We start from the raw sequence: 18,449 nt of genomic DNA, 5'->3' as shown, positions 1-18,449 counted from the left end.
CTCTCTATCTCATCAAGGAAAGCAGCGCATTCTGCACCCATTCATATGGAAGATACAATATAGGCGCGCCTAGCGCAGGAATGAAGATCAGGACTAACAGCACAAAGGCTCCATACGGCTCTACCTTCTCAAAAAAGCCGTCAAATCGGCGCGGCAGAATGTAGCGGAGGATTTTTGATCCATCTAACGGTGCTACAGGCAGCAAATTAAATACAAATAGTGCCACATTAATCGTAAAGCTCCACTGCACCGTATTGCTTACGAGCGTCGCAGCCCACGCCGGCCATGCATTCATAACACCTGTCGTCATCAGGTACCATAGGGCCTGCAGAAATAAAAAGGCAAGAATCAAATTCGTCAGCGGACCGGCAATCGCCACATAGACCATTCCAAGACGGCGGTTGCCGCGAAAATGAAACATGTTAACCGGTACCGGACGCGCCCAGCCAAACGGCCCGAACAAAATCAGCAGCATGCCAAACGGATCAACATGACTGATCGGATTCAATGTTAAGCGCCCTTCATTCTTTGCTGTATGATCCCCTAACTTGTACGCTACATATGCATGCGCCCATTCATGAATCGAGAAGGCAATCACGAATGCGATTACCCGATATAAGAGCGAATCCCAATCCAAATTAAACAACAACGCTCCCCCTTACCTCTTATAAAACTCTATAAAGCTGCACCTCATTCTACCACATGGCTGAACTCTGTACAATTGCGCCATTTTACACACGAAGAAGGGAAGCCGAGTATACTCGCGCTTCCCTTCTTTCATTCGTAACCTGATCTAGTCTTCCTATATTTACTCAAAGGATTTGGTAAGATTGGCCATCTCAATTGCAGCAGTAGCCGCTTCCCATCCTTTATTGCCCGCCTTCGTACCGGCTCTCTCAATTGCCTGTTCAATCGTATCTGTGGTCAGTACACCAAAGATGGATGGAACACCGGTGGAGAGACCGATCGATGCAATTCCCTTCGCCGCTTCATTGCATACATAATCAAAGTGTGGTGTAGAGCCGCGGATTACCGTACCCAAAGCAACGACTGCGTCGTATTTGCCTGACTCGGCCATTTTCTTCACAATCAGCGGGAGTTCAAATGCACCCGGTACCCAGGCCACCTCTACATTGTCTTCCTCCACACCATGACGCTTAAAGGCATCCAGTGCGCCGCTAAGTAGCTTGCCCGTAATAAATTCATTAAATCGTCCTACAACAATACCAATTCGAAGTCCTGTACCTACGAGATTACCTTCATATACTTTTGCCATGATATATCCTCCGTATCATTCATTTATAGTTTAAGTAGATGGCCAAGCTTGCTCTTCTTTGTACGCAAATACCTCTCATTATCTGCCACAGCTTCTATTTGGAGCGGCACACGTTCTACGACATGCAGTCCATACCCTTCAATTCCTTTAATTTTGCGCGGATTATTGGTAAGAATCTTAATATTCCCTACACCAAGGTCGGCAAGAATCTGTGCTCCGATGCCGTACTCGCGCAGATCTGCCGCAAAGCCCAGCTTCTCATTTGCCTCTACAGTATCAAGTCCTGCCTCCTGCAGCTTGTATGCTCTAAGCTTGTTAATCAGCCCAATCCCACGCCCTTCCTGACGCATATACAAGAGCACTCCTCGGCCCGCCTCCTCAATCTGGCTAAGTGCAGCATGCAGCTGCGGCCCACAGTCGCAGCGCAGCGAACCGAATACATCACCTGTCAAACATTCCGAATGGACCCGAACAAGCGTCGGCGTATCAGCATCAATATCGCCTTTAACAAGGGCTACATGCTCTTTGCCATCCGTATCGTTCGTATAGGCAACCATGCGGAAATGCCCATACTCGGTCGGCAGCTCTACCTCCACTTCGCGCTTCACCAGCTTATCGTAACGAGTACGATAGCGAATTAACTCTTCAATCGTAATCATCTTCAAATCATGCTTCTCTGCGATATGAGCCAAATCAGGCACACGTGCCATGGAGCCATCTTCATTCATAATCTCGCAAATGACACCGGCAGGATAGCTGCCGCATAAACGAGCCAGATCAACGGCCGCCTCTGTATGACCGGCGCGGCGGAGTACGCCCCCTTTGCGGGCAATTAGCGGGAAGATGTGTCCTGGTCGGCGGAAGCTCTCAGGAGTGCTCTTCGGATCAAGCATTGCCTGTACGGTATGAGCCCGCTCGAACGCGGAGATTCCTGTGGTCGTCCCTGCCTCGTCGACCGATACGGTAAATGCTGTGCCATGTGCATCCGTATTGCGGTCCACCATAGGTGTTAACTGCAATTCCGCCGCACGCTCTTCTGTAATCGGCACACATACCAGGCCGCGCCCATGTGTCACCATAAAATTAATGACTGCCGCATCAGCTTTCTCTGCTAACGCAATGAAATCACCCTCATTCTCGCGGTCCTCATCGTCTACTACGATAATTGGTTTGCCCCGCTTTAAATCCAGAATCGCTTCCTCAATTGAATGAAACATACAATCCACTCCTTATATAGTTAGCTCAATCAAGAAATCCGTGCTCAGCAAGAAAGCTTTCTGTGAGCTGGGAAGGCGGCTGTTTCTTCTCACGCCATATAATGAACCGCTCAATATATTTGCCGATCATATCGCATTCAAGATTTACCTGATCCCCTTTTTCTTTATATTGCAGCACGGTTTCTAAGAGCGTATGTGGAATAATTGAAACGCTAAAGCCCGCATCGTCTACCTCTACAACCGTAAGACTAATGCCATCAATAGCGATGGAGCCCTTTGGAATAATGTAGCGCAGCAGCGTATCGTCCGCCTCGATCCGATAGAGCACCGCATTGTCATAGGCCTGTTTTGCCGCAATCCGGCCAACTCCGTCGACATGACCGGAAACGAAGTGTCCGCCAAAGCGATCTCCTGCTGCCAACGCCCGCTCCAAGTTCACTGGAGCACCAGGAACAAGTAAGGCAAGACTTGTCTTTCGAATGGTCTCCGGCATGACGTCTGCTGCAAAGTGCTTGGCAGAAAACTCCGTCACAGTAAGGCAAATACCGTTCACAGCGATGCTGTCACCTAAGCGAACATCCCTGAGCACCTTATCTCCCGTGATTTCTAGCACCGCTGATTGATTGCTGCGTGTAATAGAGCGGATGGTTCCGATTTCCTCAATAATCCCTGTAAACACTACACTCACTCCCAAACCGGATAGCCGGTAATTTTGATATCATTGCCAATCTGTTCAAAAGACAGATCGGCAAGCGAGATCGCATCATCCATCTCTTCAATCCCCAACCCGCCAAACGGCGTAGGTGCTCCCTGTCCTGCGATCAACTTGGGCGCAACGTACGAAACGATCTTATCAATGGCCCGCGCATGCAAAAAAGCACTATTAATCTGACTTCCGCCTTCAACCAGCAGCGAGGAGATCTGCTGCTCGCCAAGCTGAGACAGAAGTTGGTCAATATTGACTTTGACATCGTCTCCGGTTGAAAATACACGAATCCCCATCTCCTCAAGCTGCTTCCATTTCATCTGATCGGCACGTTCAGTTGTAAAGATCCATGTTGGTGCCTCTCCATCGGTCAGCACCTTGGCATCCGACTGAATACGAAGCGTTGTATCGACAATGACGCGAATCGGATTTTTACCGCCAAGCGCCAGACGCGTCGTTAGCTTAGGATCATCTGTAAGTACCGTATTAACCCCGACAAGAATCGCATCGTGTGCATGCCGCATCCGGTGCACCTCAAGACGTGCTTCCTCTCCGGTAATCCAGCGACTGCTTCCCGCGTAGGTGGCCACTTTTCCATCGAGTGTCATCGCAGTTTTTACCGTAACAAACGGTTTTTTCGTTGTAATGAATTTCACGAAGGCTTCATTGATCCGCTTCGCTTCCATCTCACCAATTCCAGTGAGCACTTCAATACCTGCATTCTCTAACCTCGCTATCCCTTGTCCCGCCACCAGCGGATTTGGATCAAGCATCGCAATGACCACCCTTTGAATCCCCTGCTCGATAAGCGCATCTGCACACGGGGGCGTCCGTCCATAATGGCTGCATGGCTCTAATGTGACATAGGCGACCGCTTCCTGTGCCGCCTCGCCGGCCATACGCAGCGCCTGTACTTCCGCATGCGCCTCCCCTGCCCGTAAATGACTGCCCATCCCAACAATCTGTCCATCTTTAACAAGGACGCAGCCAACGGCTGGATTCGGACTTGTCTGGCCTCGTGCCGCTTCAGCCAGACGAAGCGCAAGCTCCATATATTCTCTATGCTCCATGTCTCACTCCTCCTGCTTTTTCATATAAAAAAGCGCATAGCTCCACTTCTCTTCCCCGACATGTCATGCATATCAAGGCAAAGAGATACCACGGGGCTATGCGCTGTGAACCTTTGTCAGTACACACCATATCTACATCTTATCCAATCGGTAAAATCAGATAATAACTGCTGCGTATAACAAAGAAAACCCTGAAAGACGGTAGATTCCGCTTTCAGGGCATTGTGTTCAAAAAAAGGTAGACTGATGCTAGGACCTGCGCCGTGCTGATCGTCTTACATACGAATCCATAAGCGCATACGACAAATAAAACGGACCTAGTGCAACATCCGTACTACATATCCTTCTCCCATCCAGACTATACTGTCGGTCCCGGATTCACACCAGGTCAGCATTGGTTCTATGAACCGCAGCTCACGGACTAAAGAGACTTAGGCCTCTAACACCGCCGGTCGGGATTTTCACCCTGCCCCGAAGGATCATTCATGCAATTGTATATGTAGTATAAACCAATATCCTACGCCTGTCCATGTGCAAACGTACACACCTGTATTCTGTGCTTAGTTGTAGACCACATAGGCACTATGATAAAATAAAGCGATTGAAAAAAAAGGAGTGAATACATAATGGCCAAAAAAGGCAGCATCGAACTTGAAAACGGAAACAAGATCCTGATTGAATTCTACCCGGAAGCCGCTCCCGGCACGGTTGCAAACTTTGAAAAACTGGCGAACGAAGGATTTTATAACGGTCTTACATTCCACCGTGTGATCCCTGGATTCGTAAGTCAAGGTGGATGCCCGCACGGAACAGGCACAGGCGGCCCCGGCTATACAATCAAATGCGAAACACAGAACAACCCGCATACACACGTTCCAGGCTCTCTGTCCATGGCACACGCAGGACGCGACACAGGCGGAAGCCAATTCTTCATCGTACATGAAGCACAACCTCATCTGAATGGCGAGCACACTGTATTCGGACAAGTTACTGAAGGCCTTGAGCATGCTAAAAACATGCGTAACGGCGATAAAATGAAAGAAGTAAAAGTGTGGGAAGAATAGTTCCTCACTTAAAAAGCGGGGCGGCCTATGTGGCTGCTCCGCTTTTATTTCAGTCCGTCCATAGACGAACACAGTGTTCAATATCAGAATGCTTCTTTCCCTTTTCCTATTTGCCTTTCTTTGTAAGCTTTACTAACACTCTTCGCTGGTACTTCTGAAAAAACCAACGGAAAATATAGTAAAATACAACCGTAAACAGAACGCTGTTTACCGTAGCACCCGCCAGAAAACTCATGCCAGCTTCAGACCAAGAGTGTACATCCTCAATCGGTTCCGTATACTGCACACTGTCCATATCTTGATGAGATACGTTCAGACCTTCCAATATGGTAAATAATAAGGCACCGCATTTATAATTTAAATAAAATACGACCGGCCATAGAAAAGAACCCACACCTGCCGAGATAAGCGCGGCGGGAATATTAGCCCGCATCAGCTTTGCCAGTGCAATCGAACATATAGCACCGATACCAAATGTAGGGAACCAGACAGGGAAAAAACCAATGGCTAAGCCAAGAGCAAGAGAATGAGCCCCCGCATTGGAACGAAAAAGACGCAGCAGGCTGTACTTCACATTTCGCTTCATAGCAATTAGATTCAAACGTATCACAATCCATTCTTAAAGTTTCTACACCCTTTACGATAGTGCCGAGCACGCCCCTTATTTCAATGAGGGGATGAATCGCCACTAGTTTTTTCTTCTTCTCACTGTATACTAAGAATAGACATTCGTATACAAAAAAAGGAGGTGAGACGAGACGATGTTGTGTCCTAAAGCGTTTCGATTTCGTCTGTTCCCTACGTCGGATCAGGCTCAGCTTTTGCATCAAACCTTTGGCTGTACCCGTTACATCTACAACCATTTCCTCACGGAACGGAAGCGTGTCTACGAGGAAACGGGCCAAACGCTTTCAGCCAAGGAGATGTCCAGCCAGCTTCCTCTGCTCAAAGAATCCCTTCCATGGCTCAAGAAAGCCGATTCGATTGCTCTGCAAGCCACTATCCAAGCGCTGGATATCGCCTACCAGAAGTTTTTTAAGGAAAAGAAGGGGTTCCCTCGCTTCAAACGTCGGCGAAATGAACAGTCTTATACGACGAAGAATGTGAATGGCTCCATCCGCGTGGAGGGGAACCATATCAAACTTCCGAAGCTCGGGTGGGTACGATTCGCCAAGAGCCGGGAGATAGAGGGACGTATTCTTCGTGCTACCCTGCTCCGGATGCCAACAGGGAAGTGAAGAACCTTAACATGCGGGAATGGGCCTGCCCATCATGCGGCATCCATCATGACCGGGACCACAATGCGGCCATTAACCTTGACCGCGAAGGACAACGCCTGCTGTCGCTCGTCTAGCACAGCCAACCGTGGGAACCACGGGGGTAGCCTGCTTACCTTCACCCGGTAGGGCGTTCAGCGCAGGAATCTCGCGACTTCAGTCGTGAGTAGTTCAATATACTGTATTATTCGTACAATCGTTTCACTTTTCGACTTTCAACTATATTATTGCCATCACCGCTGAGTTACATTATGCTGATAAAAAGTCAGCAAAGTACTATGATCTGATTTGTTTTTAATAATTCACTCCCAAATCATAAGCACGACTGATTATTTCTTTTTCAAAATAACTCCTTTTACCTTTTACTGTATCGTAAAGAAATTCAACCTTCGAATCCTTAATCCCCGTATAACTTGCTAAACCTACATTAAAATAATGATGCAACATCTCATCATATTTGTACCTTTTAAACCGTTCTTCAGGCGCACCTACCAAACCTATCCACAGTACCTTTTCATGCAGAAGCTTATTGTCGTCATGTAACCCGTAAGCGAATCCATAGTTCCACACCCTGTCTATATAACCCTTCATGATTGCGGGCATGTTCCACCACCAAATTGGAAAGATAAATGCTAACGCATCATTTTGCTTCATTTGATCGATCCTTCTATGAACTTCTACAGAATATTCTTTATCGGGTTGTCCCCAAGTGGGCTCATCTTGTTCAAATAATACTGGATTAAATTCTTCTTGATACAAATCCAATAATTCAGGCTTGTGTCCTGCATCCTTAAGTCCGTCCATAAAGTGACTTGCAACAGCAAATGTTAAGGAGTCTTTTCTTGGATGCGCGACTATTATAAGCGTTCTCATTTTTTATCCCCTTTCAAGTATTTTACTTTACTCTGAATTATTTTTTATAATAACTCAAAGCAAATTATCGGTAAAATTGAAATAATCAAATTAATACATTGATTTTTATGATACTATAACAAGAAATATTGAAATTAAAGTGGGTGAGGTTATGGAAATACGTCATTTTGTCACTTTCAAAAAAATTATTGAATCGGGTAGTTTCACACAAGCAGCAGAACTTTTGGGTTACACCCAATCTACGATAACTTCACATGTTCAGACACTAGAAGAACATATAGGAGCGCCCCTGTTTGATCGAATGGGCCGAAAAATAAAGCTGACGGATGTTGGAAAAAAGCTGGTGGGTTATACAGAAGAAATTTTAAATACTTATAACAAAATTGAACGTATTACAATTGATGAGAAGAATGTACAGGGAGAGTTAAAAATAGCGGCTCCTGAGTCTTTAACCGTATATCGACTAGAACCTATATTAAGAGAGTATAGAAAAAAATATCCGCTTGTGAGTATCAAACTTAGTAATGCTACCTGTGGAGACAATCGAAAAGCATTGCTTAACGGGAGTGCAGATGTCTCATTTATCATGTTGCCAGAGCTACAGGATGCTAATTTAATTGTCCATACATTAATGGAAGAACCTATTGTTATTGTTGGAAACCCAGATTCTACACTGAATATTTTAGATAAAAGCTGCAAAAATCAAATGCGTACTGAGGTCTTGATTGCTAATGAGAAAGACTGCATTTATCGTATGATGTTTGAAGAATATCTTGAAGCGCAAGGAATGGCACCGCTCAAAGTTATGGAACTATGGAGTGTTGAAGCAATCAAACAATGTGTAATTAGTGGACTTGGTGTTACTTGTTTACCCTTAATGACAGTACATGATGAAATCAAGCAACAAAAGTTAAAAATCATTCCCCATGACGGTGGCTTTAAAAAAATTTTCTCTCAAGTGGCTTATCACAAAAACAAGTGGATGTCTCCAGCCTTATCAGTATTTATTGAAATCACTTTGAAACATGCAAAAAGTTGGTCATAGATAAACGTACTTCGCTAACGGAAATCGATAGTGTAATTAACCGTTAACAACGCCTACTAAAAAAGCTGTCAGGAAGTACCTGACAGCCCAATACTCTTCTATGACTGTAGAATAAATGTCTCAACCTCAGCCAAGGATGGAAGCGCTGAAATCGCGCCGCGCTTCGTTGTCGTCAACGCACCAACGGCACTGGCAAAACGAATGCTCTCCATAAGCGTATCATCCGGAAGCTGTGCAAGCGTCTTTGGGGACACTTCACCTTCAGCCAAGCGATACAACAAACCACCGACAAAGCCGTCTCCGGCTCCTGTAGCATCAATCGCCTGAACCGCAAAGCTAGCTGCGTGACACACCTGACTGTCAGGACGCACATACGCACACCCTTCTTTGCCTAATGTCACAACCAAAAGCTGAACACCTTGTGCGAAGAACCAGTCTGCGCCCGCTTCAATCGCTGATTCTCCCGTCAAAAATACAAGTTCCTCCTCGCTGACCTTTACCATATCAGCAAGGGGAACATACTCCCGAATCGTTGTGCGGGCTTCCTGCTCGCCGCCAGGCCATAGCGGAAGACGGAGATTCGGATCATAGCTTACCAGCAAGCCCGCTTCGCGCGCCAAACGGGCCGCCTTGATCGTAGCACTTCGGGCAGGTTCTGCGATAAGCGAGATGGAGCCAAAGTGAAAGACCGCACTTCCTATAAAGGCATCAGCCGTAATCTCCGCTTCTGTAAGCAGCATGTCCGCAGAAGGATCACGATAAAACAGAAAGTCTCGCTCCCCATCCTCCCGCAGCGATACGAAGGCAAGGCCCGTCTTCGCCTCACTAGTCTGAACGATCCGCTTCGTATCCACCCCTGCATCAGACAGCGTACGAATCAGAAAATCACCGAACGGGTCTGCGCCCACTTTTCCAAGAAAGCGGGCAGACCCACCCAGTTTGGCAACAGCGGAAGCTACATTAGCAGGAGCACCGCCTGGAGCCTTCTTAAAAGATAAAACATCTTCAAGCGCTTGCCCGTTCGTCTCCGGAATAAAATCAATGAGCATCTCTCCGAGCGCAACGATAGTCTTCATCGTATCTCCTTCCGATTACAGTCCCGCATTCACATGGGCGGCTGTTTCTACTTCCGCTTCGTTAATACGAGGAAACAAGATTTTTGTATTATGAAAGACCACATGGCCTTCCCGATCGCGCAGTTCACCTTCGATCCGATATACATCATCTGTTAGTGGCAATTCAAGCTCCGCCTTGTCGAAACAACGGGACGAATCAGCAGTAAGTAATGGCGCAAGTACAGCGCGTTCTTCAACCACCGTACCGTCCGGTGCCAAGAGACGATAGTGGATTTCATGTCCTTCTAACTCATGACGATAATCATTAACTACCCATGCCTCCATCGTCACGCGCAGCGTATCTTCTAGACGCTCAATATGACCGGCAAATGAGAGGTGCAGCGGTGCGAACGCATGTACAACCGCATAGTACGCTTTCTTCGGCCGACGATAATAATCGACAATCGCCCAATCAATCGCAGGCCATGTATTCACAAAGTGAAACTGCATAATCCCGTTCACGTTGTTATATTTTTTACGCCGCAACGCTTCGGTATGCTCTTTATAGAACTGCACCTGATACTCCTGCGTGCGCTCGATCAGTTCTGCAAGCGTCGCCGGATATTCCCCCATCAGCTTCATATAAATATTGTTCTGAAAGCCTCGGGTACGCCATGCGTCTGTATCCAACGGCCAAAGCTGCTCTGCGGTAAAGAATTGCTTAAGAGACTCTTCGTCCGGCAGAGATTGTGTACCATATTCTGTAACAAACAGCGGATTATAATATTCCGCATCCGTAATTTTGCCCCAATACCAACCCACCCAATTCACGCTTAAATGATTTGGAACATACTTAGCGAATTCCTCCCACGTAGGAAAGAATGCTGGGAGTTCGCCCTTATCAATTAGCACCGAATTTTTATGGATTGGCCGCGTGCCGTCAACCGCTTTCACAGTCTCTACCAGCACGTTATCTAACTTATTGTAATCATGAAAACGGGACTCGCTATGACAGCACCATAGCACAACCGATGGATGATTATACAGCATTTCTACGTACCTGCGCGCTACATCAGAAGCCCGATTAATGAATTCACCATCCGAACGGTACCCCCACTGGAACGGCAGATCCTGAAAAATCATAATGCCTTTTTCATCGCACAGCCGATAGAACTCCGGCTTCTCCGCATGGGCGAACAGGCGGGTCATATTCATGTACGCATCAAGCATCATCTGCACATCGCGCTCATATTGTCCAGGTGTCATCAAAGAAAGAAACTGGTCGGATAAATAGTTATTGCCCTTAATAAATACCCGCTCACCATTTAAGTAGAAGCCCCAGTTATCGTCACGCGTAATCTCACGAATACCGAATATTTCATTCGCTGTATCGATGACTTCGCCGTCTTGACGCACTTCGATAACCACTCGATACAGATGCGGATGCCCCGTATCCCAGCTCCACCAAAGCGCGGGATTCTGTATGGCAATACGAGCAGTATGATGCACCATGCCCGGACGCAGGAATGCAGAGACTGTCTGGTAAATGTCTGAATCCGACTCCTGCGTAAAGTTATGCGGTACAACACGGATATGCAGTTCAATATCTTGTTCGTCTGTTGTTTCATTATGCAAATCAATATCAAAATATACGTTCGCTTTCGTATAATGATCCCGCAAGCGCGAAGTAATGCCCATCCGCTCGACATGAACAGCCGATCTGGCGATTACGACTACATCCTGCCAGATACCACCCGGATTAACGAGCGGATTCGGATAATGAGCACTGGCTGCTGAAGGTACTTCCGGACAATCAGCCAAACCCTCCTGGCGGACCGGAAGACAATCCCAATGATATAGACCGCCTTTAGCAATCTCTTTGCGTTCTGGCTTTTGATCGATAGCTGAAGTAACTTTAACAATCAGCTCATTCTCCATCTCAAATCGCAAGAAATCGGTTACAGAAAAGGCAAACGAATCAAAGTCTCCTTCATGTGCACCTAGGTACAAACCGTTTAACCATACCTCAGTGAAGTAATCAACGCCGCCAAAGTGCAAATCATAACGAATACCATCCTGCTTTTTAGGCGCAGTAAATGCCTTGCGATACCACATAACACCCTGGTGATGCTCAAAGCCAGCCTTCTGCCAATGTGCCGGCACGGCAATCTCTTGCCAGGCATGTTTCTGTGGTGCATAGACGATTGTATTCTCCATCGTACCTTCGTATTTATTATCTTTATCGGGCAGGCATTGCCATACGCCGCGTAAGCTCCATTCTTGATGCATGTAGGACCACCTCTACCATATACAAATACGTTCATTACTCACTACCGGTGACCGACGATTCCAATGTTTTTTATTTGTGGTAGCCTAAAATTAAATCTTTTTTGGCCAAGTGTCAATGGAATTTCTATGATTTATACTATGTCAATATTATGATCAGCGACATAAGCGATTTGCCCCCTGCAAAGCGTGAGAACAACTTCATGTTCTTTGTCCAGTACCACAAGATCAGCATCCTTGCCCTGTGCAATGCTTCCTTTATGGGCAAATAAGTTAAGCTGTTTCGCCGGATTCACTGCAGTCATACGTACAATATCCTCAAGCGTACAACCCGTATAACATTGCATATTAACGACCGCTTCCTTCATTGTAACGATGCTGCCTGCAAGCCTACCGTCAGAGAGAAGCGCCTGTCCATCCCGCACCATTACTTCTTGACCGCCCAGCTCATATGTCCCTTCTCCAAGGCACTTGGCCCGCATTGCATCAGTGATCAGAAGCAACCCGTCCGCTCCTTTTTGCTGATACGCTACTTTTACCATTTGTGGATGAACATGAATTCCGTCCGCAATCAATTCGACAAGAAGCTCTGGATGAAGAAACGCTGCACCTGCCACACCGGGCTCACGGTGATGAAGACCTCGCATGCCGTTAAACAGATGGGTAACGTGTGACAATCCACAGCGTATGCCTTCGCATACTTGATCATAGGTGGCATCGGAATGACCCACAGAGGCTACGACATCATTCTGTGCAAGATGCGCGATGAATGCCATTCCCCCTGGCCGCTCAGGCGCCATCGTTACCAATCGAATGGCTCCATCCGAAATCTCCTGCCATCTCTTAAAAAGAGCAATATCAGGATCAAGCATTTTATTCGCAGGCTGAGCCCCGGCACGGTGCGGTGACAGAAACGGCCCCTCAAGATGAATGCCCAGTACTTCAGCACATCCGGGTTCATTCCTCCGCTTACGGTATGCCGCAACATTCGCTAATGCCCGTTCAATCAACGGCGTATCCTGGGTCATCGTCGTTGCCAGAAAGCTTGTCGTCCCTTCCCGTGGCAAATGTCTTGCAATCGTATAAAGCGCTTCTTCTGTTGCATCCATAGCATCCGCTCCACCTGCGCCATGAATATGCAGATCCATCATCCCCGGGATTAACACATGCTCATCAGAAAACGAAAAGATATGCGCGTGCGCCTCATCAACAGGAGATTCCGCTATAGGGCCAACTTGCTCAATCTTACCCTCACGTACGAGGACATATCCGCTCTCAATCTTCCCGTCTTCTGCATACACCTGAATGTTTGTGATCAGAGTGCTCTCCGTGTCCACGTGTACTCTCTCCTTTATCTTCCTATTATAGTTATCGGACATTTTATCTGCTTTATTATAACACTACGTAAAAAGGCAGCCCATGGAAGCGGGCCGCCTTCTATTTTTAGTGAATGTCTCTTTTCTTGAAGTTTCCGCCTTTGACATTATTGATGGCGCCAACAGCAAGAAAAGCTTTTTCATCAATATCTTCAATAATAAGTTTAAGCTTTGCTTCTTCCAAACGGGTAATAACACAAAAAATAACTTTTTTATCTTCCCCAGTATACGCTCCTTCTCCATTCAGGTACGTAACGCCGCGACCAAGACGGGCAAGCAGCGCTTCACCAATTTCCCTATGCTTCTCGCTGATAATCCAGACAGAACGCGATTCATCAAGCCCCTGGATGGTTACGTCAATCATTTTAAAAGCAATAAAGTAAGCCATAAGGGAATACATCGCTCGATCCCAACCAAAGATAAACCCAGCGCTTCCTAAAATGAAGATGTTAAAAAACATAACCGTCTCGCCAACAGAAAGAGGGATACGTTTGTTAAAGACGATGGCAACGATTTCAGTTCCATCCAATGAACCGCCGTACCGAATGACCATCCCGACCCCGATTCCTAGAATAATACCGCCAAATACTGCAGCTAACAGTGGATCTTCTGTCAGTACAGGTACAGGGTGAAGAAACGCCGTCCCGATGGACATTACCGTAACGCCTAAAAGAGTAGAGATGGCAAAGGTTTTTCCGATTTGCTTATAGCCAAGCAAAAGAAAAGGAAGGTTAAGAACGAAGAGAAAAATACCCAGTTTCAATCCCGTTAAATGAGATAAAATAATGGAAACGCCTACAATTCCCCCATCAATAATATTGTTGGGGACTAAAAAAATCTCCAGCCCAACTGCTACCAAGGCCGCGCCAAGCATAATAAAAAGCCCGCGCTTTAAAATTTTTAGCTTAGTAAGTCTTTTATGTGTTCGTTTATACTCTTGCACGTATTCCAATAACTTGCTCCTCCTTTAATGCTAGTATCTAAATAGTATCTTATTTTTATTGTAACAAATGTATGGTGTCTTTTGTTACAATCTGCGCAATTTACCGCAAGATATTGAGCATAAAGGAGAAACAAGAAGATGGTAATAAATTAAAAACGTTTTATTCTTACACTGGAACAGCCGGGACAACTGAAGACTTTAGTTTGCTGACCATATCCTCTGGTACCCGATTTGCAATTTCTTCCCCAATCTTAATGGAAGCAGTCGCTGCAGGTGAAGGCGCATTGCACACATGAAGCGAGCTTTTACCGGAGAAAATAGCAAAATCATCTACCATACTTCCATCATTCATCAATGCCTGCGCTCGTACACCCGCATGGGTCGGTACAATATCCTTTTCAGTTAACTCTGGAATTAAGCGCTGGAGACTGGCAAGAAATGCCTGCTTGCTAAAGGAGCGCACCATTTCTTTCATGCCTTCCTTCATATTCGGCATCGCCATCTTCCAGAATCCTGGATAGGTTAACACTTCGAGCAGATCCTTCATATCGATGTCTTTCTTCGTATAGCCCTCACGCTTGAACGCAAGTACCGCATTAGGTCCCGCATGCACCTCACCATTAATCATCCGAGTAAAGTGAACACCGAGGAACGGGAAGTCCGGATTTGGCATCGGATAAATCAAGTGCTTAACAAGATGACGCTTCTCCGGCGTCAATTCATAATATTCACCGCGGAACGGAACTATTTTCATTCCTGTATTCATACCTGTCATCTTAGCTACACGGTCGCTTTGCAGTCCAGCACAGTTAATTAGAAAGCGCGCAGAGATCGTGCCGCGATTTGTCTCAATGGTTACACCGTCTGCCGTTTCTCCGATATTCTCTACTTTCGTGCCAAGGCGAATATCGCCGCCCCCCTCATGAATGATACGGGCAAATGCACGGGATACGCCTTTATAATCTGCAATTCCGCAGCTTGGTACTCGAATGGCGCCCAGTCCATTTACATGCGGCTCAATCTCACGCAGTTCTTCTACCCCGATTTTTTGTACATCCAGCTCGTTCTCTAAGCCACGCTTGTATAAATCCTCCATCCGCGCTACTTCCTCTGGTTCGGTTGCGACAATCACCTTACCGCACACGTCATAAGCAATCCCGTTCTCTTCACAGAATTCTACCATCGCTTTGTTGCCTTCACGTGCGAACCGCGCCTTAAAGCTGCCTGGTTTATAATAAATACCGGAGTGAATAACCCCGCTGTTATGTCCTGTTTGATGATGCGCCCAATCCTTCTCCTTCTCAATCATGACAATTTTCGCGCCTGGATACCGTTTTGTCAGCGCCATTCCTGTTGAAAGTCCTACGATCCCTCCACCAACGATTGCAAAGTCATACATGCTGTCTTCCCCCTCATAAGTTATACATTCGGAATCGAATTGATTATCTATGCTACCTAAGGCAGGCCTTCAATTGGAGGCCTGCCTGAATTATCCATCTATCGTTTTCTTGTTTACACGCTAGCGAAAAATCCGCGTTGACGCATCAGTTCACGATGCAATTCTGGATGTTTCTCGAACGCTGCACGTCCGTGCATCCAGAATGTGTTGTTTAGAATCACCAGATCACCAACCGGAAGCTTCAGTGCGTGTGTAGCCGGAGAGTTCTCCAGCGACTCAGACATTTCTTTTAAGTAGATTGCCTGATCGATTGTTTCCGGGTAAGCGAATTGATCGATGAAGCAAATGCATGGTTTGTTGTTAATTTCATAGAACGTTGTACGCTGTACTGTTTCCTGTACGTTTTTACTTGCAGGTGCTTTGTACGTAATTTTTGTACTAGCGAGCGGATGCTTGCTGAACTTCTCAAGGTCTTCCCAATCGTCAAGGTGCAACAGACGGGATTCTCCCCCTTTTGCATTCTGTTCATCCATTTTCATCATAAGCAGCCAGTCAGTCGGCTCATCAACGAACGTTCCGTCTGTATGCAGTGTGAACAGGCGGTATGCCTGACGTAAGTATGAATCGCTGCTGTCCGTATCTTTTACTGTAAAGCGAGCGTAGAAAGTGTTCGTCATCGCATCAAAGTTCGGAATACCGATTAAGTGAGTCAACGCTGTTCCGAATTTAACAAATTCCCCAGTATCTTCTGTTTTCCCCTGCACACCAATCGTAAAGCCGCCTGTCTCTCTTTCATGCAGGATGTTGCGAATATCTTGCATGAAGGATTCGCCGAATAATTCTCTGAATTGATGAGCCAAGATTTGGCGGGAATATGGTGTGTATTGAAGAGATTGCTCACTTGCATCTTTGCAAGCTGCAAAGAATTGCTCAAGAAGTTGATCGTTTAATTGGATGTGGTACATTCTTTTGTGCTGCGGATGCGGCATGATTTCATAACCAGCCTGCTTTGTTACATATTTCATCTCTACTCTTGCTTCTGTTGCTGTAGCCATAATAGGTTCCTCCTCCATACTTCCACTTTATTTGTACTCATTGATTTGAACCACCCGGCCGGGGTGAAGGCCGGATGATTGTTTGCTGATCCGCGCGTAAAACAAAAAGCCAGCTATACTCCTCCCATATGTACATAGAGAGGTAGTATAACTGGCTCTTATTTACGAAACGGCTTCGATTGCTCGAAGAGAAGTAAATTAGACAGTTTGAAGTATATCACTTGTTCATAAGACGCTCATTCGTCTTCAGATTCACAGGCATCGCAGAGGCCGATATGCGAGAAGGGAAACTTCTCTGCAGGGTTCTGACGATTGCTACTGTGCTTATGTTTATATAATATACTTTTGGTAAGATTCTGTCAACACTATTTATTCATTTTTTTTGATCACATGATTTTTCGTTTTCTTTTCTCTTCTTTCTCTTCGCCTCTCTCGTAAGAAGGAGCCTGCTTCTTACGATAAAATACGAAATATGAGCCAATTACAAGAACCGTAATCAATGAGGTGAGGTAGAATTGCAGGCGCATCTCCTCAATAAACGCCTGCGCAATAAAGATCACCGCCAGAGCGGCAATCGTTGCATACGTTAGATAAGGAAACAGCCACATTTTTATCTTTAGTGCGCCCGGATTCTCTCGCTCGGACTTTCTCCGCAGACGTATATGTGATATGGCGATAAAGATATACACAATCATCGTAACGCCACCAGCACTGCTCGCCAAAAACACGAACAATTTATCCGGAGAGATAAACTTAAACATTGCGCAAATATAAGCAAAACATGTGCTTGTCAGCACGGCCCAAACCGGTACGCCTTTTCTGTTTACACGTAAGAAAATACGATGACCTTCTCCTTTATGTGCCAGAGAATAAAGCATACGCGAACTTGTGTATAGTCCCGAGTTCAATACCGAAAGCAGGGAAATGAATACAACGATATTCATAATTTCACCTGCGGCTGGCAGACCCGCCATATCGAAAACGCTTGCGTACGGAGTCTTCAGCAATTCCGAAGCCGTCCAAGGAAGAATCGTTACCAGAACGGCAACGGAGCCGATGAAGAAAACAAGGATACGCCACACTACACTATTAATCGCTTTAACAACATTTTTCTCCGGGTTATCTGATTCCCCGGCCGCAATGGCAGCCACTTCACTTCCCACAAGGGAGAACGTGATGAATACGACATTTAGAAGCACGGGAATATAACCGTTTGGAAAGAATCCGCCATGTCCTATAATGTTGGAGAAGCCTGGTGATTCCACCCATGGAAGCCCACCAAAAACCATCACCGTACCTACGCACAAAAATGCTACGATAGCCACCACTTTGATGAATGCCAGCCAATATTCGAATTCCCCGTAGGATTTGACGGAGTAGATGTTTGTAATCGTCATCAAAAGTGTGAGCGTTAAGCTGCCGACCCACACGGGAATGGAAGGAAACCATCCGTGAATATAAGCACCGACCAACGTAGCTTCAATTGCGACAATAATGACCCAGTTAAACCAATACAACCAGCCAATCGTAAAGCCGGCCCAAGGACCGATCGCTTGTCTCGCATAGGTGGCAAATGAACCGCTATCAGGATTCAAAACCGCCATCTCGCCTAGCATGCGCATGACGAGAACGACCATCAAACCGCCAATAATATATGATAAGAGAGCTCCCGGACCAGCCGAAGTGATCATGGCACCGCTTCCTACAAATAAGCCGGCACCTATAACTCCCCCAATGGAAATCATCGTTACATGTCTTGTCTTAAGATTTTTCTGCAAGTCTTGTTGTTGAGCCAAATAACCTACCC

18 protein-coding genes and 1 riboswitch are annotated in these 18,449 nt (G+C 46.2%); of the genes, 4 read left to right on the top strand and 14 right to left on the bottom strand.

Going from position 1 to position 18,449, the window contains the following annotated elements; all coding sequences use genetic code 11:
* Positions 1–4: 4 nt before the first annotated feature.
* From AB3351_RS07765 to ribD, 5 genes are all read right to left on the bottom strand, one after another.
* Positions 5–646: a site-2 protease family protein gene (locus tag AB3351_RS07765; RefSeq protein ID WP_371146557.1), complete on the bottom strand. Its 642-nt coding sequence runs from the start codon at positions 644–646 to the stop codon at positions 5–7.
* A gap of 162 nt (positions 647–808) precedes the next feature.
* On the bottom strand, positions 809–1,276 hold the full coding sequence (ribH, locus tag AB3351_RS07760; RefSeq protein ID WP_371146556.1) for a 6,7-dimethyl-8-ribityllumazine synthase: 468 nt from the start codon (positions 1,274–1,276) through the stop codon (positions 809–811).
* A gap of 23 nt (positions 1,277–1,299) precedes the next feature.
* Complete coding sequence (locus AB3351_RS07755) at positions 1,300–2,493, bottom strand: bifunctional 3,4-dihydroxy-2-butanone-4-phosphate synthase/GTP cyclohydrolase II (protein WP_371146555.1); 1,194 nt, start codon at positions 2,491–2,493, stop codon at positions 1,300–1,302.
* Positions 2,494–2,518: 25 nt separating this feature from the next.
* Positions 2,519–3,172: a riboflavin synthase gene (ribE, locus tag AB3351_RS07750; RefSeq protein WP_371146554.1), complete on the bottom strand. Its 654-nt coding sequence runs from the start codon at positions 3,170–3,172 to the stop codon at positions 2,519–2,521.
* 5 nt (positions 3,173–3,177) lie between these two features.
* Positions 3,178–4,269, bottom strand: a complete 1,092-nt coding sequence (ribD, locus tag AB3351_RS07745; protein ID WP_371146553.1) for a bifunctional diaminohydroxyphosphoribosylaminopyrimidine deaminase/5-amino-6-(5-phosphoribosylamino)uracil reductase RibD — start codon at positions 4,267–4,269, stop codon at positions 3,178–3,180.
* 337 nt (positions 4,270–4,606) lie between these two features.
* Positions 4,607–4,752: riboswitch (FMN riboswitch) on the bottom strand.
* A 143-nt stretch (positions 4,753–4,895) separates the two neighbouring features.
* On the opposite strand from ribD, the gene AB3351_RS07740 reads away from it, so the two are divergent.
* Complete coding sequence (locus AB3351_RS07740; RefSeq protein ID WP_371146552.1) at positions 4,896–5,333, top strand: peptidylprolyl isomerase; 438 nt, start codon at positions 4,896–4,898, stop codon at positions 5,331–5,333.
* 106 nt (positions 5,334–5,439) lie between these two features.
* On the opposite strand, the gene AB3351_RS07735 is transcribed toward AB3351_RS07740, so the two are convergent.
* On the bottom strand, positions 5,440–5,934 hold the full coding sequence (locus tag AB3351_RS07735; RefSeq protein WP_371146551.1) for a DUF2062 domain-containing protein: 495 nt from the start codon (positions 5,932–5,934) through the stop codon (positions 5,440–5,442).
* A gap of 160 nt (positions 5,935–6,094) precedes the next feature.
* Here AB3351_RS07735 and AB3351_RS07730 point away from each other — a divergent pair, with 160 nt between their 5' ends.
* Both AB3351_RS07730 and AB3351_RS23695 read left to right on the top strand, forming a co-directional pair.
* A complete protein-coding gene (locus AB3351_RS07730; RefSeq protein ID WP_371146550.1) occupies positions 6,095–6,571 on the top strand; it encodes an RNA-guided endonuclease TnpB family protein in 477 nt (158 codons plus the stop codon).
* Positions 6,490–6,687: a zinc ribbon domain-containing protein gene (locus AB3351_RS23695; protein ID WP_458306038.1), complete on the top strand. Its 198-nt coding sequence runs from the start codon at positions 6,490–6,492 to the stop codon at positions 6,685–6,687. Before AB3351_RS07730 ends, AB3351_RS23695 begins: the two co-directional genes overlap by 82 nt.
* Positions 6,688–6,904: 217 nt before the next feature.
* Here AB3351_RS23695 and AB3351_RS07720 read toward each other — a convergent pair whose 3' ends face one another.
* Positions 6,905–7,483: an NAD(P)H oxidoreductase gene (locus AB3351_RS07720; protein WP_371146548.1), complete on the bottom strand. Its 579-nt coding sequence runs from the start codon at positions 7,481–7,483 to the stop codon at positions 6,905–6,907.
* A 151-nt stretch (positions 7,484–7,634) separates the two neighbouring features.
* Between AB3351_RS07720 and AB3351_RS07715 the strand changes: the two genes are divergently transcribed.
* Positions 7,635–8,528, top strand: a complete 894-nt coding sequence (locus AB3351_RS07715) for a LysR family transcriptional regulator (protein ID WP_371146547.1) — start codon at positions 7,635–7,637, stop codon at positions 8,526–8,528.
* Between the two features lie 98 nt (positions 8,529–8,626).
* Here the strand turns inward: AB3351_RS07715 and AB3351_RS07710 are convergent, their stop codons facing one another.
* The 7 genes from AB3351_RS07710 to AB3351_RS07680 all read right to left on the bottom strand — a co-directional run bounded on the left by AB3351_RS07710 (position 8,627) and on the right by AB3351_RS07680 (position 18,438).
* Positions 8,627–9,604, bottom strand: coding sequence for a PfkB family carbohydrate kinase (locus AB3351_RS07710; protein WP_371146546.1), 978 nt, complete (start codon positions 9,602–9,604; stop codon positions 8,627–8,629).
* 15 nt (positions 9,605–9,619) lie between these two features.
* A complete protein-coding gene (locus AB3351_RS07705; protein ID WP_371146545.1) occupies positions 9,620–11,872 on the bottom strand; it encodes a glycoside hydrolase family 2 protein in 2,253 nt (750 codons plus the stop codon).
* Between the two features lie 131 nt (positions 11,873–12,003).
* On the bottom strand, positions 12,004–13,206 hold the full coding sequence (gene nagA / locus AB3351_RS07700; RefSeq protein ID WP_371146544.1) for an N-acetylglucosamine-6-phosphate deacetylase: 1,203 nt from the start codon (positions 13,204–13,206) through the stop codon (positions 12,004–12,006).
* A 106-nt stretch (positions 13,207–13,312) separates the two neighbouring features.
* Positions 13,313–14,197 (bottom strand): YitT family protein, encoded by an 885-nt coding sequence (locus AB3351_RS07695; RefSeq protein ID WP_371146543.1) that lies wholly within the window; start codon positions 14,195–14,197, stop codon positions 13,313–13,315.
* Between the two features lie 157 nt (positions 14,198–14,354).
* Complete coding sequence (gene lhgO, locus AB3351_RS07690) at positions 14,355–15,587, bottom strand: L-2-hydroxyglutarate oxidase (protein WP_371146542.1); 1,233 nt, start codon at positions 15,585–15,587, stop codon at positions 14,355–14,357.
* A 113-nt stretch (positions 15,588–15,700) separates the two neighbouring features.
* Positions 15,701–16,642, bottom strand: a complete 942-nt coding sequence (glaH, locus tag AB3351_RS07685; RefSeq protein ID WP_371146541.1) for a glutarate dioxygenase GlaH — start codon at positions 16,640–16,642, stop codon at positions 15,701–15,703.
* Positions 16,643–17,028: 386 nt separating this feature from the next.
* Positions 17,029–18,438 carry an amino acid permease gene (locus tag AB3351_RS07680; protein WP_371146540.1) on the bottom strand — a complete coding sequence of 470 codons (1,410 nt, stop codon included), beginning with the start codon at positions 18,436–18,438 and terminating at the stop codon, positions 17,029–17,031.
* Positions 18,439–18,449 lie beyond the last annotated feature (11 nt).

The sequence above is a fragment of the Aneurinibacillus sp. REN35 genome (assembly GCF_041379945.2).
Classification (GTDB): domain Bacteria; phylum Bacillota; class Bacilli; order Aneurinibacillales; family Aneurinibacillaceae; genus Aneurinibacillus.
This window is presented reverse-complemented; position numbering and strand designations above follow the sequence as displayed.